Source organism: Amphritea atlantica, assembly GCF_018860855.1.
Classification (GTDB): Bacteria; Pseudomonadota; Gammaproteobacteria; order Pseudomonadales; family Balneatricaceae; genus Amphritea; species Amphritea atlantica_A.
The window spans coordinates 169,738-194,080 of record NZ_JAHKQE010000030.1 but is presented as its reverse complement, the minus strand read 5'-3'; the positions used below and the strand labels follow the sequence as shown (position 1 = coordinate 194,080).

The following is a 24,343-nucleotide window of genomic DNA, read 5'->3' as shown; positions in this document are numbered from 1 at the left end:
CATTTTCACACATCCTTTTTAGAGACACCCCATGACCTTAACTGCTTGGTTCTCATTACTTGCTATCTGCTGCCTTGGCGCGATGTCGCCCGGCCCTAGCCTCGCCGTCGTCCTTAAACAAACCGTCAGCAACAGTCGTAGCCACGGCTTAGCCGCTAGCTGGTTCCATGCAGCCGGTGTAGGCTTATGGGCCTTTGCCACCATCTCTGGACTGGCCATTCTGGTGGCCGAATCACAACTGGCATTTCAAGTGATTACTTGGCTGGGAGCCGCCTATCTGGCTTGGATCGGCGTAAAAGCGATTCGTGCCGGTAAAAACTCGGCCTTTGGTGTGAATAAAGGCCAAAAAGTATCCGTGCTTACCGCGGGCATTGAAGGCGCGACCATTTCATTGCTCAACCCAAAACTAGCAATCTTCTTTATCGCCCTGTTCTCGCAATTTGTCAGCCCCGATGCCAGCGCCACTGATCATCTGATCATGACCGCTACGGCTGCACTGGTCGACGGCCTCTGGTACACCTTGATGGTGCTCTTGCTCTCCCACGGCCCAGTCTTAAAAACCCTACAGAAACGCAGCCGACTGGTTAACCGCCTCACCGGTGGCGTTCTAATCGCACTGGCCGCTCGGGTTGTCACGCTGTAAGGTGCTGGTGAGCCTGCGAACCGCACCTATATTGGCACGGCAGTTGTAATGAAAGCTGTAATGAGAGTTCTGGTGAATAATGGATACCCATGGTGCGGTTCATTCTTCACCGCACCCTACTCATCGACAATCCATGCACCCAACCGCGCCAAAAACGCGCCAATCCGTAGGGTGCCCGGTGAGGAACGAACCGCACCGCTCACCGCATACCAAAAGCAACATTTGTCACGCCATAATCGCAAGGCGCTCGGTGAGGAACGAACCGCACCGCTCACTGCATACCAAAAGCAACATTTGTCACGCCATAATCGTAAGGTGCTGGTGAGGAACGAACCGCACCGCCCTCCTAAGGAACAGCAAGTACAGCACAGTTACATAAATCATCGCTTTCGAAAACAGTTAAATCACCGGCATTTAGTTTAGGGGCTGGAAATAAACGAACAGTCAACGGCTTATCTAGACGAAAGGCCATTGTTCCTGTATCCCGCATAAGCGCACTTATTTTTTCTATTGATGTATCCCCAGGAATAGGAACAGTGTCCAGACCAATGCCACAAACTGCACTATAGGTTAATAGAGAACGAATATCATAATTTGATTTAAGTGTACCAGCCGCGAGCCCAGTATCTTCTGTTAATGCAAGCATGAGCCCTGAAAAACCAACTAAATCAACACCCTGCAATGACTTAAATACTTTTGTTAATAACGACGACGCTTCAACTGTCCCAGATGCGCCAAAATACTCAACCCCCATTTTTTCATAAACAGTCGTCATACTCTCGCAGTCTTTTGATGGAGCGGCGGAACTATCAAACCCCGAAAATTTAAAATGGTTACCTAAATCTGCCAGATCAATAATGCTATTGATGGCAGAAACATGATATTGAAGTGCTTCACTCATTACAGTGTAGTAATGATTATATTGTTCATTATGATTAGTAAAATGAGTAATTTTATTGGTTTCAGATAAGACGTTAACAAGTAAATCCGGTGTTTCTAAGCCAATAACAAAACGATTCCCTAACTCTGTTTTGTGGTAGCTTGCAGGAAAATATGGGATAAGCGGATCGCAGTTAAAGTTCACAGTGAAATTAAAATTACCTTCCCCTCTTGGGGTTATTTCACTGATTCTCTTTACAGCTTCAGCAGATTTTGTGATTTTTTCATTATCAAGTATTCCATTTTTGTCGAGACCTACATTTACACAGACATTACATAGATCACCAAACTCTTTGATTAATTCGGGGACAAGTGATATTTCATGGTTTGTTTGAGCCTCTCCAATAGCGAACCTTATACGTATATCAGAAGACTTTAAGTTATGAATAATATTGTTAAGGTAACTTAAATCATCTCTTGCACTTTCTATACTCTCTGTATTTAAATATTCACCAAAAGGGTTTGTTACGATTCTATTTGTTTGAACCTTATAACCATACTTTTGAAAGATAGATGTCAATTTACCACAGAAAAAGGCGGCACTTTCAATTTGTTCTTTCCAACAATGACGATCACCACTCAGTGATATAAAAGTGGTTATCGTTCTTATTTTACAAAGATTTTTATCTTCAAAAGCTTTGGACATAATTGATACTCAATTCATATTTACCTAACATACACTAAGCATACAAAACAGAGGATTAAAATTTTTAGTAAAATCTAACCCACTGTTTTTCCTGTAAGTGTTTGTTATATTTACGCTGGAAAGCCTGGTACTTTAGTTACTTGCAACCCCTGTTGATGCCACTCAGTCTGCTCCGAGCAAAATATTTGAGCATCCAATGCTATTGATGGCTCTCCATTTAAACTGCCTGCCGGCACAATTAATGATTTGCCACTTTGCGATATAAACGGTAACCCAGAGCCACAATTCTCACAGAAAGCTTTAGAAAAAGTACGCTCCTGATGATCATAGCGTTTTACTTTTTCAGCACCCTTAACCCAATTGATATTATCAGGTGATGTAAATAAATTAGAGGCATGTGCAGAACCCGTTAATTTTCTACATTGTTCACAGTGACAAAAGTAAAAATTACTAAAGTTATCTGCCAGCGTAAATTCTACGTCCCCACAGCAACAACTACCTGAAATCATATTAGCCATAGTGGCCTCCGGTGAATAATTGATGGTAAACATAACGCCTTGCTATGCAACGTTAAGCCTATTTGCGCCCTTGTTTGAACTTGAGTAAATCATCTTGTAAATTACACCAATTGGCTTTGTCATCAGTAAAGATATGCGCATCGATTACAACAGGAATATCGCTATCAAACGTTGAAATTGCCAATTCAATGTCTTTTAAAAAAGTCCCCTTCACACGAAAACCTAAACTTGAACCACACTCAGAACAAAAAGTACGAACAGTGCCATTTCGCGCGATAAACTCTTTTAGGTAACCTTTACCCGAAATCCATTTCAACCCTGATACGCCTACTAATGTTCCATATGCAGCACCATGAAACTTACGGCACATTGTGCAATGGCAATTCGCAGCTTGCTCGCTAAAACCCTCAACGGCGAAAGTAACAGCGCCACACAAACAACTACCTTTATATAGATCACTCATAGAAACTATCACTCGTTGCAAAACACCCACGATAAACGATGGTTTTGTTATAGCTTTGGATATGCCCAAATCTTCATGCTGTCCATTACCGCTTTGCCAGTAAGGATATATGGTAGCGCCAGTGAAACCGGCTTTTACACATAATCACAACCTAAAACCTTGCTTTACTGGCAAGCTCACTTTAAAAGCGATCTGTTTGGCAGAGCTCTTAACTCTTCTTCAAGTCAGCATACTTCAAATTCACCTCTTGAACCATTGTAAGGATGCACTGTAAAAAGTCCGCGTTGAGAGAAAAGATGAGGGTAACCTCAGGGGCAGCCGCTTTCATTAACCATGAACCTGCTAAATATCAAATGAAAGAGCGCAAAGCTAGAACCCGTAACCGAGATCAACGCTGCTGATAACGGCCGTTAATACAAAAAAAGGCCGATGTTTACACACCAGCCCTTTTTATTCAGCTAACCTGCGCAGTAATTACTCGTCGGGCATCTCAACGTTATGGTAAACCTCCTGAACGTCTTCTACATCGTTCAGCATCTCTAAAAAGGTCTCGAACTGTTCAAGGTCTTCACCGGCCAGCTCAACATAAGTTTGAGGGATAAAGGTAATCTCTTCTACCTCGACCACAAGATCGGGATAGGCTTCATGCAAGGCGGTCTTGGTTTTAAAAAACTCGGTGTGCGGGGCGTAAACAGTGATGTTGCCATCTTCGCTTTCGACTTCCGTTACATCAACATCCGCTTCCATCAATGTTTCGAGAATTTCATCTTCATCATCATGAGGAAAAACAAAGACGGCCTGATGGTCAAACATATGGGCAACCGTACCCTGACCACCGAGCTTCGCTTTACCCTTGTTGAAAGCAACCCGAACATCACCGAATGTACGGTTATTGTTATCGGTCAGGCAATCGGCGATGACCATGCAACCACCGGGACCAAAGCCTTCATAACGTGTTGGCAGGAAATCTTCACCACCGCCGCCAGCAGCCTTGTCGACCGCTTTCTCAATAACGTGAGCCGGCACTTGGTCTTTTTTGGCTTTCTCGATGAGGCGACGTAGAGATAGGTTGCCTTCGGGGTCGATGCCACCATTTTTGGCAACGACATAGATCTCTTTGCCATACTTGGCATATACCTTGGATTTAGCTCCCTGAGTCTTAGCCATGGAAGCCTTACGTACTTCAAACTTTCTTCCCATTGGAAAATCTCTTTCTTACATTAAGGCAGGGGCTCATTCTAAACGCTCACCCGCCTAAGCTCTAGTGTGTCACCCTATTTATTCGCCCAACAGAACGCTTACATAGGGTTATTGGTGCAGCATACAAAAAACGCGCCGGGGGCGCGTTTTCATAATGATGACTGGTTTCAGTCTTCTGAGGCCGCTTTTGGCGCGTCCTGATTTTCGTAGATAAGGAGAGGATCAGAGTCGCCAGTGATCACTCCCTCATCAATGACAACCTTGGAGATGCCTTTCTCAGATGGCAGGCTGTACATAATATCCAGCAGATGCTCCTCGAGGATAGAACGCAAACCACGGGCACCGGTTTTACGCTCCAATGCCTTCTTGGCAACCGCCTTCAGTGCATCTTCACGGAAATCTAGTTCAGCGCCTTCCATACCAAACAAAGCAGCATACTGCTTAGTCAGTGAGTTTTTAGGCTCAGTCAGGATCTGAATCAAGGCATCTTCATCCAGCTCTGTCAGCGTTGCGATCATCGGCAAACGACCCACAAACTCAGGAATCAGACCGTATTTAACCAGATCTTCAGATTCCAAATCAGCCAGAACATCGGTGATCTTCTTGGTTTCTTCTTTGCTGACAACCGCCGCATTGAAACCAATCGAACTCTTTTCACTACGATGTTTGATGACTTGATCAAGCCCAGCAAAAGCACCGCCACAGATAAACAGAATATTCGAGGTATCAACCTGTAAAAATTCCTGCTGGGGATGCTTACGACCACCCTGCGGTGGCACAGAAGCAACCGTACCTTCAATCAGTTTCAACAGCGCTTGCTGTACACCTTCACCACTGACATCACGGGTGATCGATGGATTGTCTGATTTACGGGAGATCTTATCGATCTCATCGATGTAGACAATACCCAGCTGGGCCTTCTCAACATCATAATCGCACTTCTGCAGCAGTTTCTGGATGATGTTTTCAACATCCTCACCCACATAACCGGCTTCGGTCAAGGTAGTAGCATCTGCAATCGTGAAGGGCACATTCAACATGCGCGCCAATGTCTGAGCCAATAGAGTTTTACCACTACCGGTTGGGCCGATTAAGAGAATGTTACTCTTACCCAGCTCGACATCGGTGTCGCCTGCGGTTTGTTGAAAGCGCAGGCGCTTGTAGTGGTTATAAACCGCTACGGACAGCACTTTCTTGGCCCGTTCTTGACCAATAACGTAGGCATCTAGATTATCTTTGATCTCAGCCGGAGTCGGCAGGTGATCCCCATCTTCTTGGGGCTCTTCCGCATCTTGGATCTCTTCTTTGATGATGTCGTTACACAGATCGACACATTCATCACAGATAAAAACAGACGGACCTGCAATCAGTTTTTTAACTTCGTCCTGGCTTTTACCGCAGAAAGAGCAATACAGCAGCTTGCTGTCATCGCCTCCCTCTTTACCGTTGATATCGTCGGACATTCAACTTCCTCTATTTGTCCCAACCATGCCTGGCTAGGCCCTTTAATTTCTTTATCGCGTTAGCCATATTATAGCGAACAATGTGCACCGCTTTACAGAAAACTTCAAGGGCGGCGCAGTATTCCAACAGCCAAACCAGCGATTAACGGCTGCTCATTACCTTATCAATCAAACCATATTCGACCGCTTGCTCGGGTGACATAAAGTTATCACGATCGGTATCTCGGCTGATGGTTTCCAGATCTTGGCCGGTATGGTGAGACATGATGCTATTCAACTTATCACGAATACTCAGAATTTCCTGAGTATGAATCTCAATATCAGTCGCCTGACCTTGATAACCCCCCAACGGCTGGTGAATCATCATCCGTGAATGTGGCAGACAGAAACGCTTACCGGCAGCACCACCTGTCAGCAGCAGTGCGCCCATGCTTGCCGCCTGACCGATACACATAGTACTCACGTCTGGCTTGATGAACTGCATGGTGTCATAGATCGACAAACCAGCCGTGACTGAGCCACCCGGAGAGTTAATATACAGATGAATATCTTTATCAGGGTTTTCAGACTCAAGAAATAGCAACTGAGCAACCACCAGATTAGCCATATGATCTTCAACCTGGCCAATCATGAAAATAACCCGCTCTTTCAGTAATCGAGAGTAGATGTCGTAAGAACGCTCACCACGTGCTGTTTGCTCAACAACCATGGGTACCAGACCACTGCTAGTAATTACGGTAGGGCCATTATAAAAATCCGACATTGAATTCTCTCCTAAATCCTTAACAACGTGTTTGCCACACGTCCAGAAAAAAAAACGGCGGCCGACCTTAAGCCGACAACCGTTCTTTTATAAACGCAATTAAGGCGAAGGGCAATTACGCCTCTTCTTCTGCTTCTTCAGCAACAGGTGCTGCGGCAGGCTTGATTGCATCTTCGTAGCTTAGTTCGGTTTCGGTAACCTTAGCAGAATCAAGCAGCAGGTCCAAAACTTGATCTTCCAGAACGAGGTTCTGAATCTGGTTTAGCATATCTTGATTGCTGTAGTACCAGTCGATCACTTCTTGTGGCTCTTGGTAAGTCGCCGCCAGCTCTTCTACAGTAGTGCGAACACGGTCGTCGTCTACTTTCAGTTCGTTAGCTTTAACAACTTCAGACACCAACAGGCCGACTTTAACACGCTTTTCAGCTTGCTCAGAGAACATCTCTTTAGGCAGCATGTTAGGGTCGATATTGGCATCAGCACCACCAAACTGCTGAATAGCTTGACGACGCATCGCATCAATCTCACCATCAATCAGCGCAGTAGGTACGTCAATCGCGTTAACTTCAACCAGTTGACCAAAGACAGCTTCTTTCAGCTTAGACTTCAGCGCTTGGTTCAGTTCACGCTCCATGTTTTTACGTACTTCAACTTTAAAGCTGTCAACGCTCTTCTCTTCGATACCGAATTTAGCGAAGAACTCTTCGTTCAATTCTGGCAATACTTGAGCCGATACTTTGTTGACCTTAACGTTGAACTTAGCCGCTTTACCTTTCAGGTTTTCAGCGTGGTATTCCTCAGGGAAAGTGACGTTAACCTCTTTCTCTTCACCCGCTTTAGCACCTTCAAGCGCAGTTTCGAAACCAGGGATCATGGTGTTAGAACCCAATACCAGATCCATACCCGCTGCTGTGCCACCGTCAAATGCTTCACCATCGATGAAACCTTCAAAATCGATGTTCAGCTGGTCGCCTTCGGCAGCGGCCTTGTCAGCTTCTTCGTAAGCAGCTTGCTGCTTCTGCAAAGTATCAATCATCTGATCAAGATCAGCATCTTTCACTTCAGCGGAATTCTTTTCGATCTCAACACCAGAAAAATCAGCCAGTGTGATTTCTGGATACACTTCAAAAGTAGCAGTGTAAGAGAAATCTTCACCCTCTTTGTCGGTTTTGAACTCAACATTCGGGCCACCAGCAGGTGTTAGGCTTTCTTGCTGTATCGCTTCATAGAAGCTCTGCTGCACAACCTCACCGATTACTTCCTGGCGGATGCCTTGGCCGTAGCGCTTTTTAACCACTTTAACTGGCACTTTACCAGGACGGAAACCGTCCAGACGAACGGTACGAGCCGTCTCTTGAACACGCTTGGCTACATCGCTATCAACGCGATCAGCAGGTACAACAACAGTCAGTTGACGCTCAAGACCAGTAGTGGTTTCTACGGATACTTGCATGGAATTCCTCACAAAATTATTTGTATCGTAACAAATCTGAAAATTGACCTGTCGTTCACCCTCTTACAATAAGCAGAGGCCTGTCACAACAGGTACCAGAATTTCTAAAGGCGGAAATTGTCCGGTAAGCAGTGCTATTAGTCAAGCAAAAGCGTTGAATAACAATGTATAGAGTATAAATGCACGGATCACTGACAAAGGGATTAAATATAAGATAAGTATGAGATAAAAAAGATAGAAGATATGGGGTGGACGATGGGGTTTGAACCCACGACCGCCGGAATCACAATCCGGAGCTCTACCAACTGAGCTACGCCCACCAAAGGCGTACTTCCTAGGAAGTAAATAATGGTGCGAGTGGGGAGACTCGAACTCCCACACCGTAAGATACTGGTACCTAAAACCAGCGCGTCTACCAATTCCGCCACACTCGCATAAAACAGGGCTCGTTATCATTAAAGCGGCGCTATAATACCACATTTAAATAAGATAACAATGTATCTGGGGTGGACGATGGGGTTTGAACCCACGACCGCCGGAATCACAATCCGGAGCTCTACCAACTGAGCTACGCCCACCACATCAATACATTTTGACTCTTTGTCAGACCTTACTGGCGCGCCCGGCAGGGGTCGAACCTGCAACCGCTCGCTTAGAAGGCGAGTGCTCTATCCATTGAGCTACGGGCGCCTGACACTGCCCGATCTCGTTGAAGTTCAATCTGCACCTAGGTGCTTCGTGCCCCTCTTCAAGATGGAGCGCATAATATATATCGCTTTATATTCCGTCAACACCCTTTTTAAAATTTAAGCAAAATAAACCACTTAGGCATCGATAACCGCCCCAACCGATCACTTTTTATACATAACCAAGGAGATCTGCCTTATATAGTCGACGCCCTGACGTTAATCCTGACCTAACGCTCGTCTATTTATTAGTTTATACAAAGCTACATAGCTACCCTCTCCTCTTTCTTCTTTACGCTAATAGTCAAAACCATCGAATAAGAGATTCATTAGGCTTTATGGCTCCCTACGTATCATAAAGTGCTCTCATCCCGCGCCGAGCCGCGATTCCCCTTGGAGGAAGACGGTAACCATGAGACAATCCGCGCCATCAAAATTAATGACTGAGGAATACATTCGTAAGATGAGCGCTCAGATAATTGACGGCAAGCAGATTGCCCAAAATGTTCGCGAACAGGTAGCGGTGGGGGTCAAAGCCCGCCTTGATGCGGGTAAACGCGCCCCATGCTTGGCTGTTATCCTAGTAGGCTTCGATCCCGCCTCGCAGGTATATGTCCGAAACAAGAAAAATGCCTGCAAAGAGGTCGGCATTGAATCGGTTTCCTACGACCTACCCGCCGAAACCGGCCAACAGCAACTACTAGATCTGGTAGATAAACTGAATGATGATGCCCAGATTGACGGCATACTGGTTCAACTACCGCTTCCTTCTCACCTTGAAGCGAATGAAATCCTCGAACGTATCCGCCCAGAAAAAGATGTTGATGGGTTTCACCCCTTCAACCTAGGCCGTCTGGCACAACGTTTACCCGCACTGCGCCCTTGCACCCCGAAAGGTGTAATGACATTGCTGGAGTCGACCGGTGAAGCTATTCGCGGCAAAGATGCAGTTATTGTCGGCGCTTCCAACATTGTTGGCCGGCCGATGACACTCGAACTCCTACTCGCCGGCTGCACAACAACGACAACTCACCGCTTCACAAAAGATCTCGCCGCCCACGTACAGCGCGCCGATATCGTTGTGGTCGGCGTTGGCAGACCCGGACTGGTTAAAGGTGAATGGATTAAACCCGGCGCTATCGTAATTGATGTGGGTATTAACCGCCTTGAAGATGGCCGCTTGGTCGGTGATGTGGATTACGCAGTCGCCGCTGAACGGGCCGGCTGGATCACACCGGTACCCGGAGGTGTTGGCCCAATGACGGTTGCAACGCTGATGGAGAACACGCTGGAAGCAGCCAACAACCATAATTGATCGGCTCCTCCCATTGAGAAGCCTTTTTCTTCGCAACCAGTGGATGAAAAAGGCTTTTTTTATGACTGCCTACTCAGCACCACACCCACCTACTCAAAACGACCACTCGACTGAAAATCCAACCGAATCAACCTCAGCTGAAACAATCATTCTTTCAGGATATTTTCAGTTTACTGTGCGATTATCCCTAGCACTTACCCCACTCTTGCCAAGCAGAGCTGTTTATGAATAGTAAAAAAATCATCTTGATCGTTGTTATTGCCGCATTAATAGGCGCTTTTTTCCTGTTAGACCTCGGTAGTTATCTCAATCTTGAATATATAAAAACACAACAAGACAACCTGCAAAGCTGGGTCGCGGACAATAAAGTATTAGCCATTGCAGCCTTTGTCGTACTCTACGTACTGGTTACCGCACTGTCACTCCCTGGCGCTGTCATTATGACGCTGGTCGGCGGCGCTATCTTTGGCCTCGTAACGGGCTTCATACTGGTCTCTTTTGCCAGCGCTACCGGTGCTACACTTGCCTTCCTAATGGCTCGTTACCTATTACGGGCACCCCTGACGAATAAATTCTCTAATTACATTGACCCGATTAACCGCGGTATTGAGAAAGATGGTATTTCCTATCTCTTTACCCTGCGTTTAGTACCGCTGTTTCCGTTCTTTGTGATCAACGCGGTCATGGGCCTGACCCGTATGAAGGCAACCACCTTCTACTGGGTAAGCCAACTGGGCATGTTGCCGGGCACAGCGATCTTCGTAAACGCCGGTACACAGCTGGCCTTGATCGAGCAGCCTAGCGATATCCTCTCCCCTGGTATGATCCTGTCATTCTGCCTACTCGGAATCTTCCCTTGGATCGCCAAAGCTATTGTCGATCAAGTTAAACAACGCAAGGTTTACAGCGGTTATACCAAACCGAAAAAATTTGATACCAACATGGTGGTTATTGGTGCCGGCGCCGGCGGTTTAGTTACCTCTTATATCGCGGCAGCCACCAAGGCTAAAGTAACACTGATCGAACGCCATAAAATGGGTGGCGATTGCCTCAACACCGGCTGCGTTCCTTCTAAGGCCCTGATTCGTACCACCCACTTCCTTGCCGATGTACGTGATGCGAAAGATCTAGGTATTCGCAACGCCGCTGTCGAGTATGAATTTTCAGAAGTGATGGATCGAGTTCAACGGGTCATCGAAACGATTGAGCCACACGATTCCATTGCCCGTTATGAATCCCTCGGGGTCGATTGCGTCACCGGTGATGCCTTTATTCGTAGCCCGTGGGAGGTTGAGGTCAATGGCAAAACCATTACCACACAAAACATCGTCATCGCCACCGGTGCACGTCCTACGCTGCCGAGTATCCCCGGCATAGAACTGGTCGAGCCACTAACGTCCGATACTATTTGGGGGCTGCGTCAACGTCCCGAGCGTTTACTGGTACTGGGAGCCGGCGCTATCGGCTGTGAACTGGGTCAATGCTTTGCCCGTCTCGGCAGCCAAGTCTCTATCCTCTTCCGTGGCACTCAGGTGCTGACTAAGGAAGACCAAGATGCCGCAGCGGTGGTTGAGAAACGCTTACAACAAGATGGCATTCAGATCTGCGCCAGCCATACCCCGGTGCGCTTTGAAGTCACCGACGCAGGTTTTGAGCTTGTCTGTCGCCATAACGATCAGGAAAAACGTATCGGCTTCGACAAACTACTGGTTGCCACGGGCCGTACCGCCAACGTGACCGGCTTCGGTCTCGAAGCGATGGGCATCACGGCTAAACCAGGCAGTACAATTCAAGTCGATCCTTACCTGCGCACTCGCATTCCAAACATCTTAGCCTGCGGTGATGTGATTGGGCCTTTCCAATTCACCCATGCCGCGGCTCATCAGGCTTGGTTTGCTTCGGTGAACGCTCTGTTCGGCCAATTTAAGAAGTTTAAGGTCGACTACTCTCTCATTCCTTTTACCACTTATACCAGCCCAGAGGTTGCGCGTATTGGTCTGAATGAGAAGCAAGCGATTGATGAGGGTATCGCCTATGAAGCAGTGCGCTACAACCTCGAAGAGCTGGATCGCGCCATCACCGATGAAGCCGCCTATGGTTTTGTTAAAGTCTTGCTTAAACCCGGCAGCGATAAAATTATCGGTGTCACCCTCGTCGGCGAACATGCCGCAGAGATGTTGCCAGAGTTCGCCTTAGCGATGAAAAACAAACTGGGCTTAAATAAGATCCTCGGTACTATTCACGCCTATCCAACCATCAACGAAGCCAACCGTTTTGTTGCGGGTGAATGGAAGAAAAAACATGCACCACAAAAGGTGCTCGCGTGGTTAGAAATCTTCCATCGCTGGAAGCGAGGCTAACGTAGAGTCCACAACATAAGCACTGTCGGCGTCTATCAACGACGTCTTACAAAGGGCTTATACAAGGGCTTATAGAAAGGCTTATAGAAGGGCTTAGATGAAAGCTTAAAAGGGATGCAGATCGGCACGATAAAGCAGGTGTATTAAATTTTGTATTAAAAATACACTCATATCGAACCTGATTGCTGACCAAAGAAACAGCATAAAAAAAGCCCTGCCGTAACGACAGGGCTTTTTAACTTTCAAGAATTTAATTATTTCTAATCAAAAGGTTATCTACACAACCTAATATTAAAGATTAATATTAAGGTTGGACTTTTTCGTTGGTTTCATTCACCAAAATCACTTTACGGTGCGGGAATGGAATCTCAATATCATGCTCGTCCAAGGCTTTCTTAATCTGCTCTGGCACTGAGTACAGCACATCAAAATAGTGCTCGCCCTGACAGAAAGGTCGCACTAGAAAATCAACCGAACTGTTATTCAATGTCTCTACTTCAACAAAGGGAGCTGGCGTTTTCAGTACATGAGGATGGTTGGCTAATACCGTTTCAATCACTGCTCTAGCGGCATCGATACTTTCGGCATACGCCACACCAAAATGCATATCCACACCGCGCACATCATAGTGTGAATGATTGATAATCTGATCACCCCAGATCTGTGAATTAGGTACAATAATTTGCTGGTTGTCGAATGTTTGCAACACGGTGGTGAACATATCGATCTCAGTCACTTTACCAAACCGCCCTGCCGCTTCGATAAAATCATTTACCTTGTAAGGCCGAAAAATTAGCAACATCACACCGGCAGCTAGATTGGACATCGCCCCCTGAAGCGCTAAACCGATCGCTAAACCGGCGGCACCGAGCAAGGCAACAATCGACGCTGTTTGTACGCCAAATCGATTAAGCACCGCAATAATGACAAAGGCGATGATAATATAGCGCGCCATGCTGCCCAGAAAGCGAAACAGCGTATCATCGAGATGCTGATTTTTCTGGCTACCCGCAACAATTATTTTGTTAACCTTGCCAGCAAACCATAACCCCAACAGCAAAATCAGGATGGCCAGCAGAACATTGCTAGCCCAATCCAGCGCCACAGGGAAATATTGGTTAATATCTAATTCATCAAGCATTTTTGACATCTTGTTGTTGCCTCTAGTTATAAGTATGTACAGATAAGGCTATCTTTAGTGATAAAGTCATCTGCTCGCATCAAAATAGCGAATAACCCTCGCAATAGCGAGCCGAGCTAACAAAACCGCAGCCTTTCGTCTTTTATTGCAAAAATAGCTAAGGGTATAATTGTGTCACAACGGTTTGGCTCAACCGTGACTATGCCGCGTCACACAGGCAGGCGTTTATCGATAACACCGCTGTGTCATCTTGATCCAAAGGATCAGTCGTCACTATCGGCAGGGTTTTGACCAACGTCTATACGACGACACCTTGAATACAGACGATCACCAAACGGTGACTTAACTTTCTTCTCTTGCCTTCAGGACAGCCATTGAACAACAACACCTCGCGACCGACACGACTTTATAACAGTATTAAGCCACTATTTGAGCTGAGCGATCATAAGCGACCGATTGGCTTTATACTGATCTCGGCACTGGCGGTGGGGCTACCGGGTTTATTCGGCGCCTGGATCGGCGATTTTCCGACCTCTATACTGGCCTGCATGGGCGGTCTATCGGTTCTGTATATGCGCCAGACAAATATTCCCCGGCGGATGATGACCCTCGCCACCTGCGTATTTGGCTTTGCAGTGAGTTTTGCATTGGGTGTGTTAACCAGTTTCGACCCTTATCTATCCGCGATAACGCTCACACTAAACGTTTTTATGGTCACGGTTATATGCCGTTTCTACTCAGTGCCACCACCCGGCACACTGTTTTTCGTGGTCGTCGCCTGTCTAGCCAGAACCCTCCCCTACGACCTCTCCCTCGCGGCAGAGCGGGTCGGCATACTGATGTTCGGCGCGATGGGCGGCTGCTTTCTCGCACTCATCTACAGTGTCTATCAAGTTTACTTGTCAAAAACCTATGTAGACCGTCCCACCGAAGCGATTGACCACCATATTCTAGCCATCATTATTGAATCGGCGGTGATTAGTCTGTTTGTTGGCGGCGGTTATTGCCTTGCCCTATTCCTCGAGTTGGATAATCCCTATTGGGTGCCCATATCCACCACCGCGATTATGCAGGGCGCGACGTTCCGGGCGATCTGGCACCGTAACGTACACCGTATTTTCGGAACTACGCTCGGCATGGGGATTGCGTGGGTGATTTTTTCACTGTCTCCGGGCCCATGGGAAACCGCTTTTTTGATTTTACTATTGAGCTTCTTTATTGAGGTGCTGATTACCCGCAACTACGGCCTAGCCGTGATGTTTATTACGCCGCTAACGGTGATCCTTGCCGATATCAATATCCCCGCCAGTGAAACTGATCAACTGATGCTCGCTCGGCTATTCGATATTATTCTTGGTTGCCTTATAGGCTATCTTGGCGGCTGGGTGATACATCACCCTAAGTTTGTCGCCGCCGTACAAAAACGCCTGTTAAAAAAATAACCCTTTTTACACTCGCATAGGCATAAAAAAAGGGCCTTATTCGTAGGCCCCTTTTAAAACGATTTTAAGCTTCACACGGCTTAAACTTTAGCGCAACGCAGTTAGCTCAGCTCCAACCACTGACGGCTTTAACTTCGAGAAAATCTTCAAGCCCCCAGACACCACCTTCACGACCGTTACCGGACTGCTTATAGCCGCCGAACGGGGAGCCAGCACCCAAATAAGTTCCATTAATCTGCACCATCCCTGCACGCAGACGACGCGCCACACGGTTAGCTTTTTCACTGTCCTGAGTTTGCACGTAATGGGTCAAACCATAAGGGCTGTCATTAGCAATGCGGACGGCTTCGTCCTCGGTATCAAACGGGATAATCACTAATACCGGACCAAAAACCTCTTCTCGAGCAATACTCATCTGGTTATTGATATCGGCAAACACGGTTGGACGGACATAGAAACCCTTTTTAAGCCCTTCCGGCTTACCCAAACCACCCGCCACCACACGGCCACCCTCATCGATACCCTTCTGAATCAAGCCCTGAATTTTATCAAACTGCATCTGCGATACCACCGGACCAATATGATGTCCTTCGAGATCCGCTGAGTTAACCGCCGTTTTATTGGCGACATCGCTAGCCACTTGAACCACTTGATCATAGATCGAGCGCTCAACGAGCATACGGGTCGGCGCATTACAGGATTGACCACTATTATTAAAGCAGTGACGTACACCGCGAATCACCGCTTTATCATCGGCATCGGCGAAAATAATATTAGCGCCCTTACCACCTAGCTCTAACGCCACACGCTTAACGGTATCGGCCGCGTTTTTAGTAATGGCGATGCCCGCACGGGTAGAACCCGTAAAGGACACCATATCCACTTCCGGATGACCAGAAAGCTGAGAACCGACACCTAGACCATCACCATTCACCAGATTAAAAACGCCCGCTGGGAAACCAGCCTGATCGATCATCTCGGCAAACAAAAGCGATGACAAGGGTGCAATTTCAGAAGGTTTTAACACCATGGTGCAGCCGGCAGCGAGTGCAGCCACCACCTTCAATGTCACCTGATTCATGGGCCAGTTCCACGGCGTAATCAAGGCACAAACACCGATCGCTTCGTGCAAGATACGGTTATCCGGCGCGTGATCGCCCAACGGCTGATCAAATTCATACTCTTTCAGCGCACGAATCAGGTTTTTGATATGAGAAGAACCAGCACCACACTGAGAAGTACGGGCCAGTGCAATCGGTGCGCCCATCTCCGTAGAGATCGCCTCAGCCATCTCATCCGCTCGCTCATTATAAATTGCCAACAGTTTTTCAAGCAGCGCAACACGAGACGCTTTAGAGGTCTGGCTCCAGAGATCAAACGCTCTGCGCGCAGCAGCAACAGCATTGTCTGTGTCCGCCTTACCACCCAACGAAATAACGGCACACACCGCTTCTGTGGATGGATCAATCACATCAAAATCACAAGCTTCAACCGGCGCAACCCAACGACCATTAATATAAAACTGACGTTTATCTAACATCTTCGTTCTTCCTTATCTGTAGACCACCTATGTTAACGCCTATGACGTTACAATGAGTAGACATATCATCATCTCGATATCTGACCACTTACATCCGTTGTGGCCCTTTGTCACCGCCTGCGTAAAGACAACAGGCGTTTTACTTAACTCAACAATTGTTGCTAGTCTACTGCTAACAAACGACCCCGTACGATTTAAAGGATATCGTTGTGACCTTTAACCATTAAAAAAGTTTTTAGTCGAGGCTAAATTAGGTCATAAAGGCGTAATCCTGACTTTCTTCCTCTTTAGAACCTTTTATCTATTGTATTGACCTGATACAAAAGTACAAAATAGCCGCCTATAAAATTTTAAAGTGGGACTAACAATGCATTATTTGCTATTGGGCCTGATTATCCTCGCCTTTGTTCTGATTGTTTTTGAAGATGTTGTTCATCTGAATAAAGCTAAATCAACACTCTTTATTGGCACCCTGGTCTGGATTCTTGCCTTTGTCTTCCCTGAAAAGTCACCTCAGGCAATTCAGGAAGCACTCAACGAACAACTTCTCGATATCGCCATTCTTTGGCTATTTTTAATGGCCGCAATGACTTTCGTCGCCTACCTTAACGAAAAAGGCCTGATAACCCAGCTGGTTTACCGACTGTTACCGAGCGAGCTCAAACTCAGCACATTGATGATTCTCATCGCCCTACTTGGCCTGATGTTTTCATCCCTGGCGGACAACATCACCGCCTCACTGATTATGCTGTCATTATTAGCATCGCTAAAACTCGAAACCAAAGACACGCTGAAATTTGCCGCACTGATCGTCTTTGCCGTGAACTCCGGCGGTGTGTCACTGATTACCGGCGACGTCACCACCTTGATGATCTTCTTGAATGGTAAGGTATCGATTCTCAACTTATTACTGTTGATCCTTCCGGCTATGACCGGCGTCGCGATTCTCGCGTTAATCTTGATGCGCGGCTGTAATGAAATGATCACCCTACCGAAATTCAAACGGCCGATCTCAGCCGGAGACAAACTGATTGCCGCATTGTTTCTACTGACGATTATCAGCACACTGGCCTTTAGCGTGCTGTTTTCAGTGCCCCCAGTGCTGACCTTCCTGTTTGGTCTGGCGCTGATGTTTATCGTGCACCAGATTATCTTCCGTAAAGAGCAAAATCCGAACGTATTGGAATATGTTCGCGAGATCGAGTTTGATACCCTGTTGTTCTTCCTCGGTGTACTGCTACTCGTTGGTATGCTTAAAGAGCTATCGGTGCTAGAGCTGTTGCCAGAACTCTACACGATGATGCCGGCGGTCTATGCCAACTACGTGATCGGTATTCTATCGGCCTTCGTTGATAACGTGCCGCTAACCGCTGCTATTCTGCAATCAGATATCCCGATGACTAAAGGCGAATGGCTAGGATTAACCTATGCAGTGGGTGTCGGTGGTTCGATTCTTATCGTCGGTTCTGCTGCCGGTGTTATTGCGCTGAGCAAACTGCAGGAACTCTCATTTATTAGCTACCTACGCTTTATTCACTGGTTACTGATTGCTTATACCTGTGGCTATCTGGCGGTGATGGGGCTAACAAAACTGGTGCTCTGATCAGCCTTCTACTTAAACCAAAAAACCAGCGGCCTTCACCGCTGGTTTTTTTTCGTTTAGCCTATCCTTGAATGCGCTGACCGATCGATCAGCGCACTAATAGCAACATAGCGCCCCTTATTAGGATGCCAAACCCGCCTTAGCAGCACGAACGGCATGTAGCTTCTGATAGCTCTCAATCAGTCGTAGGTGACGCTCCAGCCCTTCCAGCTTCATGCTAGTGGGCGTTAAACCGAAGAACTTAACCTCACCCGTCACCGAACCGACCACATTATCCATCACCTCAGCACCAAACATCCGACGCAGGTTATGCAGATAGTCATCCAGCGCGAGATCCTCATCCAGCACAATCACTAACACCGCATTCATCGCCTGATAAAATAAGCCCCGCTCAACGGTGTTGTCGTTATATTGTAGGAAGCTTTCCACCAGCTCTAATGCGGCTTCATGCTCACCCAGTGCCAGATAGATCAGAATCTTCAATTCAAGAATGGTCAACTGGCCCCACACCGTGTTCTCATCAAACTCGATGCCGATCAGGGTTTTAATATCGGTGTAGTTATCTTCTTCACTGTCTTCTAGGCGTTCGACCAAATCAGCCAGTTGGTCATCACTCAATGTATGTATATTGAGAATGTCCTCACGAAATTGAATCGCTTTATTGGTGTTATCCCAGACTAAGTCTTCAACCGGATAGACCTCAGAGTAGCCCGGCACCAGAATCCGACAAGCAGAGGCGCCAAGATCATCAAAGGTAGCGATATAGACCTCTTTTTCGAGTTCTTCTAGAATCGCCATCAAGCGGCTGCTTTCCTCTTCATTAGTGCCCGAGAAATCCCACTCGCAAAACTCATAATCGTGGCAGGCACTGAAGAAACGCCAAGACACCACGCCGGTCGAATCGATAAAGTGTTCGACAAAGTTATTCGGTTCAGTCACCGCTAGACTGTTAAAGGTCGGTGGCGGCACATCATTCAGCCCTTCAAAGCTGCGCCCTTGTAACAATTCGGTCAAGCTTCGCTCCAGCGCCACTTCAAAGCTTGGGTGGGCACCAAAAGAAGCAAAGACGCCGCCGGTGCGGGGATTCATCAAGGTAACGCACATCACTGGGAACTGACCGCCTAGAGACGCATCTTTAACCAACACAGGGAACCCCTGCTCTTCCAGCCCTTTAATACCCGCGACAATCTGAGGGTACTGTGCCAAGACAGCTTCAGGCACATCGGGAAGTACAATCTCTTCCTCAATAATCTGCCGCTTAACCGCCCGTTCAAAAATCTCAGACAGGCACTGCACCTTAGCTTCATGAATATTATTGCCCGCACTCATGCCATTACTGAGGAACAGGTTTTCTAACAGATTCGACGGAAAATAAACGGTTTGCTGATCAGACTGACGCACATAGGGCAAGGCACAGATGCCGCGCTCAATATTACCCGAGTTGGTATCGATCAAATTAGAGCCATGCAGCTCATCATCGGGGTTATAAATCGCCAAACAGTGGTCATCCAACAGGCCTTCGGGAATGCTGTCATCCTCAGTCAGCTTGAACCATTTTTCATTCGGATAATGGACAAACTCACTGTTAGCGATCTCTTCACCGAAATACTGATCGTTATAGAAGAAGTTACAACTGGCCCGCTCGATAAACTCACCTAGGGCAGAACAGAGTGCGCTCTCTTTAGTCGCGCCTTTACCATTGGTAAAACACATCGGCGACGAGGCATCACGTATATGTAATGACCAGACATTAGGCACGATATTACGCCATGAAGAGATCTCAATCTTCATCCCAAGCTGTGCAAGAATACCGGTCATATTGGCGATGGTTTTTTCTAACGGCAGGTCTTTACCCAAAATCATGGTATTGGCGGCATCATCGGCAACACCCATCGCCATGATGGAAGCATCAGCATCGAGATTTTCGACCGTTTCGATTCTAAATTCCGGCCCCTGCTGCACCACCTTCTTAACCGTACAACGATCGATCGAGCGGATAATACCGGTACGATCCCGTTCAGAAATGGTATCCGGTAGCTCTACCTGAATCTGAAAAATCTGGTTATAGCGGTTTTCAGGATCAACAATATTATTCTGCGACAGACGGATGTCGTCCGTGGGAATATCCCGAGACTGGCAGTAAACTTTGACGAAGTACGCCGCACACAGGGCCGACGATGCCAGAAAATAATCAAATGGACCGGGCGCAGAGCCATCCCCTTTATAACGAATCGGCTGATCGGCGGTCACGGTAAAATCATCAAACTTCGCTTCAAGCCTGAGATTGTCTAAAAAATTAACTTTGATTTCCATCTGAATACTATTTCCGGGATCGTTTAAGCAAAATGGTAGGTTTGTCGATGTTTAAACACAGCGTTAAAACAAAAACAGTTCAGCCCGGCAGGCTGCCTCTAATTGGCGGGCATTTTAACACTAATTAAGAAGTGAAAACGAAGACAATCTGAACACTTGAAGCGCAGCATTCTAAGCCGTTGATGCAGAACGTGCTATATGGTTGCGATACTGGGCCGGCGCCATACCAAACTGCTCTCTAAACATATAGATAAAGGGTGAAGCCGAGCTGTAACCGAGTTCCAGCGCGATCTGGGTCACACTATGCCCCGCATTCAACAACTCAATCGCCTGCATCAAGCGCAATTGCAAGCGCCACTGTTTCAATGACATGCCGGTTTCACGGCGAAAACGACGGTCTAAGGTGCGTAATGACACCGCCATTGAATCCGCCAACTGTTCTGAAGTAACAATCTGATCGGGCTGCTGGTAAAGCCGGTGACATAATGCCGTCAATTCAGGGCTGACCGGCCAAGGCAGGTAGCGATCTTCCCGCTCAAGACGACTCAAAGATTTTAACAACAGTTGCACCAGATCGTTTTCATAGGAGTCTAAATCGTATTCAACCTCAAATTCCGCGGCCGTCAGAATTAATTCTCGAATCAGCGGTGTAATATGCAGCACCGTCGCCCGCTCAGTCCCTAAGGCTTGATACTGTTTATCTAAATATAGGCTTTTCAAATCTGCACCGTACTCGGTATACACTCGGTGCTGACAACCACTGGGCAACCAGATCGCCTGCTCCGGCGGAATAAAATATCGCTCGCCGATTAGATCCACCACCAGCACCCCTGATACCGCATAGAGTAGCTGATGCCAATCATGTTGATGTGCGGGGAAATAGTGTCCCGCCGGCATCTTCTCCTGTCGGACATAAAGTTCCCGCGGTAAGGCCGGCATTGTTAACGGGCGCAGTTCGGGGGAGAGTTCAGAAGATAGTTCGGGTGATGATTGTCCTTTCACTGCCGATTGTCCTGTTTTATAGATATTCTGTCATTTTATAGAAAGTTTACTGATACAACATCCTCTAATCTAACCACAGTGCTACGACACCCTTTTCCATCATCACCCATAGGAAAACAGAACATGGTTGAGATTAGTAAAAACCGCATGCTATTAACCTGCGTTTTAGCCGTGGTGGCCACCATCGGCATCGCTCGTTTTGCTTACACGCCGATGATTCCCGAAATGGCCAGCGAGGTTGGTTTGACCGAGTCCGTGGCCGGTTATCTCGCCGCAGCCAATTATGCAGGTTATCTCAGTGGTGCACTGCTGATCTCATTTATCCATAGCTTGGCACTCAAAGCACGCTTATTTAAAGTGGGTTTATTGGTTTCCGTTATCACCAGCTTAGCCATGGGCCTCACCACACTCGAACCTTTATGGTATCTCTTGCGCTACCTATCTGGCTTAAGCAGTTCCGCAGGTATGCTCTTGGGCGGAGGCTTGTTAATGCACTGGCTAATGAAGCGTAACCATAAAGCAGAGCTGGGCATCTTCTTTTCTGGATTAGGTATTGGCATTGTCATTACCGCCCTGCTTTCAAACTTAATTAACGATTATTTCAGTTGGGATCAGCAGTGGTTTATCTATGCGCTGGTAACACTCTTACTCATCGCACCGGTATGGCAGTGGCTACCCGATTTCAGCACCGAGAAAGCGCTAGAAAAACACCCTCATCATCATATTTCGCTACCCCGCAGTTTTATGCCGGTGTTACAACTCGCTTACTTTTGTGCGGGCTTTGGTTATGTTATTTCAGCTACCTTTTTAATCACCATTGCCGAAAGCATTGACGCCTTAGCCGGAAAAGGTTGGATCATATGGTTGATAGCCGGTTTAAGCTGCGCGCCGGCCAGCGCACTCTGGGATAAAGTTGTCGCCACTACGGGTTCTTGGCATGCACTAATAGCGGCCTATCTACTTAACGCCCTCAGCATTTTAATATTACTGTTAAGCCACCAGCTATGGGCCGTGATCCTGAGTGCCATTATTTACGGCGCTAGCTTTATCGGCATTGTCAGCATGGTACTTTCCATGGTCGGCCGTCTATTTCCAGACAACCCATCTAAACCGATGAGCCGTCTTACCTTCAGCTATGGCACATCACAGATGATCGCCCCAGCGTTAGTGGGCTATATGGCTGAATACTATGGTAATTTCAATAACGGACTGATCATAACGCTCGCGGTTATGCTAGCAGGTTGCGTTGCGATATTGGTTGCCCAACGGATTGAGCGGAATAAAGATGCACTGATCGCCGCGCATCAGAGTGCTATGGAAGCACAGACAGCGAATCTTATTTTAGAGGGTAACCAAGAAGCGTAGTATAGCGAATGCCACTATGCCCAAATCAACTAGCGCCAGCCGGCTTTATTAACGCCGGCTGGCGGGTTCTCACTTTATGTCAGCTGTTCATACGCCAACTGGGTGCCTTGAATTCGCGCTGCAATTTTCGCGAACGCGGTATCTCGGCTGGTGGCGATATCATCACTGAACGGTGAAAAACCACAATCGTCCGTGGTACCAAGCTGCTTCAACGGAATATATTTCGCCGCTTGCAAGACACGATCACGGACGGTTTCAGCCGATTCAACCGCTTCGTTAATCACATCAATGACGCCAATATAAACGCGCTGGTTAGCGCCTAAGTTCTCAGCAATGATTTTCAGCGATCTCTCAGGATCTTTTTCGCTCGCCATCTGCATATAGAAATTACCCGCATTCAGTGTCAACAACATAGGGATGAGGTCGACATAATCGACATCCGCACTATGGCATGAATCATGATCTCCACCTGGGCAGGTATGAAAGCCGATCCGCTGGCGCTCTTCTTCGGTAAAATGAGCTAAAACCTCATTATTGATATCGATAAACTGCTGTAATAGCTGTTTGGAAGGATCGAGCTTCAGCGCGAGGCGACCTTCGGTAAAATCAACTTGAACCTGATACGCCCCATTATCGAAACAGCTACGAATATCAGCGACCGCTTCCTGAACGAGATCAACCAAAAACTGCTCCCGCGAATAGCCGACTATCTCTTGCGCGGGGTATAGCAAACTCATCGCTGAAGCAGAAATAACGGCCTGCTTTACCGGCCGTGTTGCAAATTTCTTAGCACGAGGCAAGTAAGAGCCAGCATAGGTCGCATACTTGAATGGCCCTTGAGTTAAACAAGGTAATTGCCGCGTATGACCATCATCAAAGGGTATAACCACACCCTCGGCTGAAATATTTTCTAGACCATCGAGAGGATAGGTAGCAAAACTAGACTTCGTTTGCTCACCATCACTCACAACAGAAGAACCTGTCGCTTCGAACTTAGCGATAGTTTCACCGACAACCTCATCGAACAAAGCATCCATCGCTTCAGCCGTTATATCACCCTGTGAGTATGCTTTCATGGCCTCCTGTAACTTGAGCGGTCGTGGAACACTGCCTACGGGTTCAGAAGGGATACCGGCCAAAGGCTGGCCGTTGACAATAGATTGATTACTCATCAAAGAGAGTTCCTAAATAGATAAAATTCTGCGCATCGTCGACAGATGATGAAACGGTTAACACAACGGATCGACGAACATCAATACACTCAACCCATGCGATAAGCGCTTATGCTTAGTTTAAAATCCTTAACAATAAAGACCTTAACAAAATTTAAGCGAGCGTTGAGGAGAGGCAGTGTATCAATTATCATTTTACATGTTTAGGCATCACATTGATTCAGAGGCACAAGAATACTAAGCCTGAACCTATCAAAGTGCTCGTTGAGTACGGCATTGATCATTGAATCACGTATTTGACAAAACGATGATAATT

General features: G+C 47.0%; 18 protein-coding genes and 4 tRNA genes. 6 read left to right on the top strand and 16 right to left on the bottom strand.

Annotated features, from left to right (window positions below; all coding sequences use genetic code 11):
- The first annotated feature begins 31 nt into the window (after positions 1–31).
- Positions 32–643, top strand: coding sequence for a LysE family translocator (locus tag KO512_RS14215; protein ID WP_215953011.1), 612 nt, complete (start codon positions 32–34; stop codon positions 641–643).
- Positions 644–989: 346 nt separating this feature from the next.
- Here KO512_RS14215 and KO512_RS14210 read toward each other — a convergent pair whose 3' ends face one another.
- The 11 genes from KO512_RS14210 to KO512_RS14160 all read right to left on the bottom strand — a co-directional run bounded on the left by KO512_RS14210 (position 990) and on the right by KO512_RS14160 (position 8,778).
- Complete coding sequence (locus KO512_RS14210) at positions 990–2,228, bottom strand: DUF711 family protein (protein ID WP_215953010.1); 1,239 nt, start codon at positions 2,226–2,228, stop codon at positions 990–992.
- Between the two features lie 110 nt (positions 2,229–2,338).
- Positions 2,339–2,746: a GFA family protein gene (locus tag KO512_RS14205; protein ID WP_252735027.1), complete on the bottom strand. Its 408-nt coding sequence runs from the start codon at positions 2,744–2,746 to the stop codon at positions 2,339–2,341.
- A gap of 58 nt (positions 2,747–2,804) precedes the next feature.
- The gene (locus KO512_RS14200; protein WP_215953009.1) at positions 2,805–3,209 is read right to left on the bottom strand and encodes a GFA family protein; all 405 of its coding nucleotides are present in this window, start codon (positions 3,207–3,209) and stop codon (positions 2,805–2,807) included.
- 474 nt (positions 3,210–3,683) lie between these two features.
- Positions 3,684–4,409: a YebC/PmpR family DNA-binding transcriptional regulator gene (locus tag KO512_RS14195; RefSeq protein ID WP_215953008.1), complete on the bottom strand. Its 726-nt coding sequence runs from the start codon at positions 4,407–4,409 to the stop codon at positions 3,684–3,686.
- A gap of 167 nt (positions 4,410–4,576) precedes the next feature.
- The gene (clpX, locus tag KO512_RS14190) at positions 4,577–5,872 is read right to left on the bottom strand and encodes an ATP-dependent protease ATP-binding subunit ClpX (protein WP_215953007.1); all 1,296 of its coding nucleotides are present in this window, start codon (positions 5,870–5,872) and stop codon (positions 4,577–4,579) included.
- Positions 5,873–6,014: 142 nt separating this feature from the next.
- Entirely contained in the window at positions 6,015–6,635 is a 621-nt protein-coding gene (clpP, locus tag KO512_RS14185) for an ATP-dependent Clp endopeptidase proteolytic subunit ClpP (protein WP_215953006.1), read from the bottom strand.
- Between the two features lie 115 nt (positions 6,636–6,750).
- Entirely contained in the window at positions 6,751–8,088 is a 1,338-nt protein-coding gene (tig, locus tag KO512_RS14180) for a trigger factor (protein ID WP_215953005.1), read from the bottom strand.
- 244 nt (positions 8,089–8,332) lie between these two features.
- A tRNA-His gene (locus tag KO512_RS14175) sits at positions 8,333–8,408 on the bottom strand.
- Between the two features lie 29 nt (positions 8,409–8,437).
- Positions 8,438–8,522 (bottom strand) — tRNA-Leu (locus tag KO512_RS14170).
- A gap of 68 nt (positions 8,523–8,590) precedes the next feature.
- A tRNA-His gene (locus KO512_RS14165) sits at positions 8,591–8,666 on the bottom strand.
- A gap of 36 nt (positions 8,667–8,702) precedes the next feature.
- Positions 8,703–8,778: transfer RNA gene (locus KO512_RS14160), tRNA-Arg, on the bottom strand.
- Between the two features lie 459 nt (positions 8,779–9,237).
- Between KO512_RS14160 and folD the strand changes: the two genes are divergently transcribed.
- Both folD and KO512_RS14150 read left to right on the top strand, forming a co-directional pair.
- Positions 9,238–10,089, top strand: a complete 852-nt coding sequence (folD, locus tag KO512_RS14155) for a bifunctional methylenetetrahydrofolate dehydrogenase/methenyltetrahydrofolate cyclohydrolase FolD (RefSeq protein WP_215953004.1) — start codon at positions 9,238–9,240, stop codon at positions 10,087–10,089.
- A 224-nt stretch (positions 10,090–10,313) separates the two neighbouring features.
- On the top strand, positions 10,314–12,449 hold the full coding sequence (locus KO512_RS14150; protein WP_215953003.1) for an FAD-dependent oxidoreductase: 2,136 nt from the start codon (positions 10,314–10,316) through the stop codon (positions 12,447–12,449).
- Between the two features lie 304 nt (positions 12,450–12,753).
- On the opposite strand, the gene KO512_RS14145 is transcribed toward KO512_RS14150, so the two are convergent.
- Positions 12,754–13,599: a mechanosensitive ion channel family protein gene (locus KO512_RS14145; RefSeq protein WP_215953002.1), complete on the bottom strand. Its 846-nt coding sequence runs from the start codon at positions 13,597–13,599 to the stop codon at positions 12,754–12,756.
- 365 nt (positions 13,600–13,964) lie between these two features.
- Here KO512_RS14145 and KO512_RS14140 point away from each other — a divergent pair, with 365 nt between their 5' ends.
- Positions 13,965–15,032 carry an FUSC family protein gene (locus KO512_RS14140; protein WP_252735026.1) on the top strand — a complete coding sequence of 356 codons (1,068 nt, stop codon included), beginning with the start codon at positions 13,965–13,967 and terminating at the stop codon, positions 15,030–15,032.
- 106 nt (positions 15,033–15,138) lie between these two features.
- Here the strand turns inward: KO512_RS14140 and KO512_RS14135 are convergent, their stop codons facing one another.
- A complete protein-coding gene (locus KO512_RS14135) occupies positions 15,139–16,572 on the bottom strand; it encodes an aldehyde dehydrogenase family protein (RefSeq protein WP_215953001.1) in 1,434 nt (477 codons plus the stop codon).
- Between the two features lie 367 nt (positions 16,573–16,939).
- Here KO512_RS14135 and nhaD point away from each other — a divergent pair, with 367 nt between their 5' ends.
- Positions 16,940–18,175, top strand: a complete 1,236-nt coding sequence (gene nhaD / locus KO512_RS14130) for a sodium:proton antiporter NhaD (protein ID WP_215953000.1) — start codon at positions 16,940–16,942, stop codon at positions 18,173–18,175.
- A 120-nt stretch (positions 18,176–18,295) separates the two neighbouring features.
- Here the strand turns inward: nhaD and KO512_RS14125 are convergent, their stop codons facing one another.
- Both KO512_RS14125 and KO512_RS14120 read right to left on the bottom strand, forming a co-directional pair.
- Positions 18,296–20,488 (bottom strand): OsmC domain/YcaO domain-containing protein, encoded by a 2,193-nt coding sequence (locus KO512_RS14125; RefSeq protein ID WP_215952999.1) that lies wholly within the window; start codon positions 20,486–20,488, stop codon positions 18,296–18,298.
- A gap of 171 nt (positions 20,489–20,659) precedes the next feature.
- Positions 20,660–21,490 carry an AraC family transcriptional regulator gene (locus KO512_RS14120; RefSeq protein ID WP_303492353.1) on the bottom strand — a complete coding sequence of 277 codons (831 nt, stop codon included), beginning with the start codon at positions 21,488–21,490 and terminating at the stop codon, positions 20,660–20,662.
- A 123-nt stretch (positions 21,491–21,613) separates the two neighbouring features.
- On the opposite strand from KO512_RS14120, the gene KO512_RS14115 reads away from it, so the two are divergent.
- The gene (locus KO512_RS14115) at positions 21,614–22,855 is read left to right on the top strand and encodes a YbfB/YjiJ family MFS transporter (protein ID WP_215952998.1); all 1,242 of its coding nucleotides are present in this window, start codon (positions 21,614–21,616) and stop codon (positions 22,853–22,855) included.
- A gap of 74 nt (positions 22,856–22,929) precedes the next feature.
- Here the strand turns inward: KO512_RS14115 and KO512_RS14110 are convergent, their stop codons facing one another.
- On the bottom strand, positions 22,930–24,027 hold the full coding sequence (locus KO512_RS14110; protein WP_215952997.1) for a cobalamin-independent methionine synthase II family protein: 1,098 nt from the start codon (positions 24,025–24,027) through the stop codon (positions 22,930–22,932).
- Between the last annotated feature and the right edge of the window lie 316 nt (positions 24,028–24,343).

Excerpts from the sequence above, each read along its gene's own strand:
- KO512_RS14215 (WP_215953011.1), top strand. The coding sequence starts at position 32 with ATGACCTTAACTGCTTGGTTCTCATTACTTGCTATCTGCTGCCTTGGC.
- KO512_RS14210 (WP_215953010.1), bottom strand. The coding sequence starts at position 2,228 with ATGTCCAAAGCTTTTGAAGATAAAAATCTTTGTAAAATAAGAACGATA.
- KO512_RS14205 (WP_252735027.1), bottom strand. The coding sequence starts at position 2,746 with ATGGCTAATATGATTTCAGGTAGTTGTTGCTGTGGGGACGTAGAATTT.
- KO512_RS14200 (WP_215953009.1), bottom strand. The coding sequence starts at position 3,209 with ATGAGTGATCTATATAAAGGTAGTTGTTTGTGTGGCGCTGTTACTTTC.
- KO512_RS14195 (WP_215953008.1), bottom strand. The coding sequence starts at position 4,409 with ATGGGAAGAAAGTTTGAAGTACGTAAGGCTTCCATGGCTAAGACTCAG.
- clpX (WP_215953007.1), bottom strand. The coding sequence starts at position 5,872 with ATGTCCGACGATATCAACGGTAAAGAGGGAGGCGATGACAGCAAGCTG.
- clpP (WP_215953006.1), bottom strand. The coding sequence starts at position 6,635 with ATGTCGGATTTTTATAATGGCCCTACCGTAATTACTAGCAGTGGTCTG.
- tig (WP_215953005.1), bottom strand. The coding sequence starts at position 8,088 with ATGCAAGTATCCGTAGAAACCACTACTGGTCTTGAGCGTCAACTGACT.
- folD (WP_215953004.1), top strand. The coding sequence starts at position 9,238 with ATGAGCGCTCAGATAATTGACGGCAAGCAGATTGCCCAAAATGTTCGC.
- KO512_RS14150 (WP_215953003.1), top strand. The coding sequence starts at position 10,314 with ATGAATAGTAAAAAAATCATCTTGATCGTTGTTATTGCCGCATTAATA.
- KO512_RS14145 (WP_215953002.1), bottom strand. The coding sequence starts at position 13,599 with ATGTCAAAAATGCTTGATGAATTAGATATTAACCAATATTTCCCTGTG.
- KO512_RS14135 (WP_215953001.1), bottom strand. The coding sequence starts at position 16,572 with ATGTTAGATAAACGTCAGTTTTATATTAATGGTCGTTGGGTTGCGCCG.
- nhaD (WP_215953000.1), top strand. The coding sequence starts at position 16,940 with ATGCATTATTTGCTATTGGGCCTGATTATCCTCGCCTTTGTTCTGATT.
- KO512_RS14125 (WP_215952999.1), bottom strand. The coding sequence starts at position 20,488 with ATGGAAATCAAAGTTAATTTTTTAGACAATCTCAGGCTTGAAGCGAAG.
- KO512_RS14115 (WP_215952998.1), top strand. The coding sequence starts at position 21,614 with ATGGTTGAGATTAGTAAAAACCGCATGCTATTAACCTGCGTTTTAGCC.
- KO512_RS14110 (WP_215952997.1), bottom strand. The coding sequence starts at position 24,027 with ATGAGTAATCAATCTATTGTCAACGGCCAGCCTTTGGCCGGTATCCCT.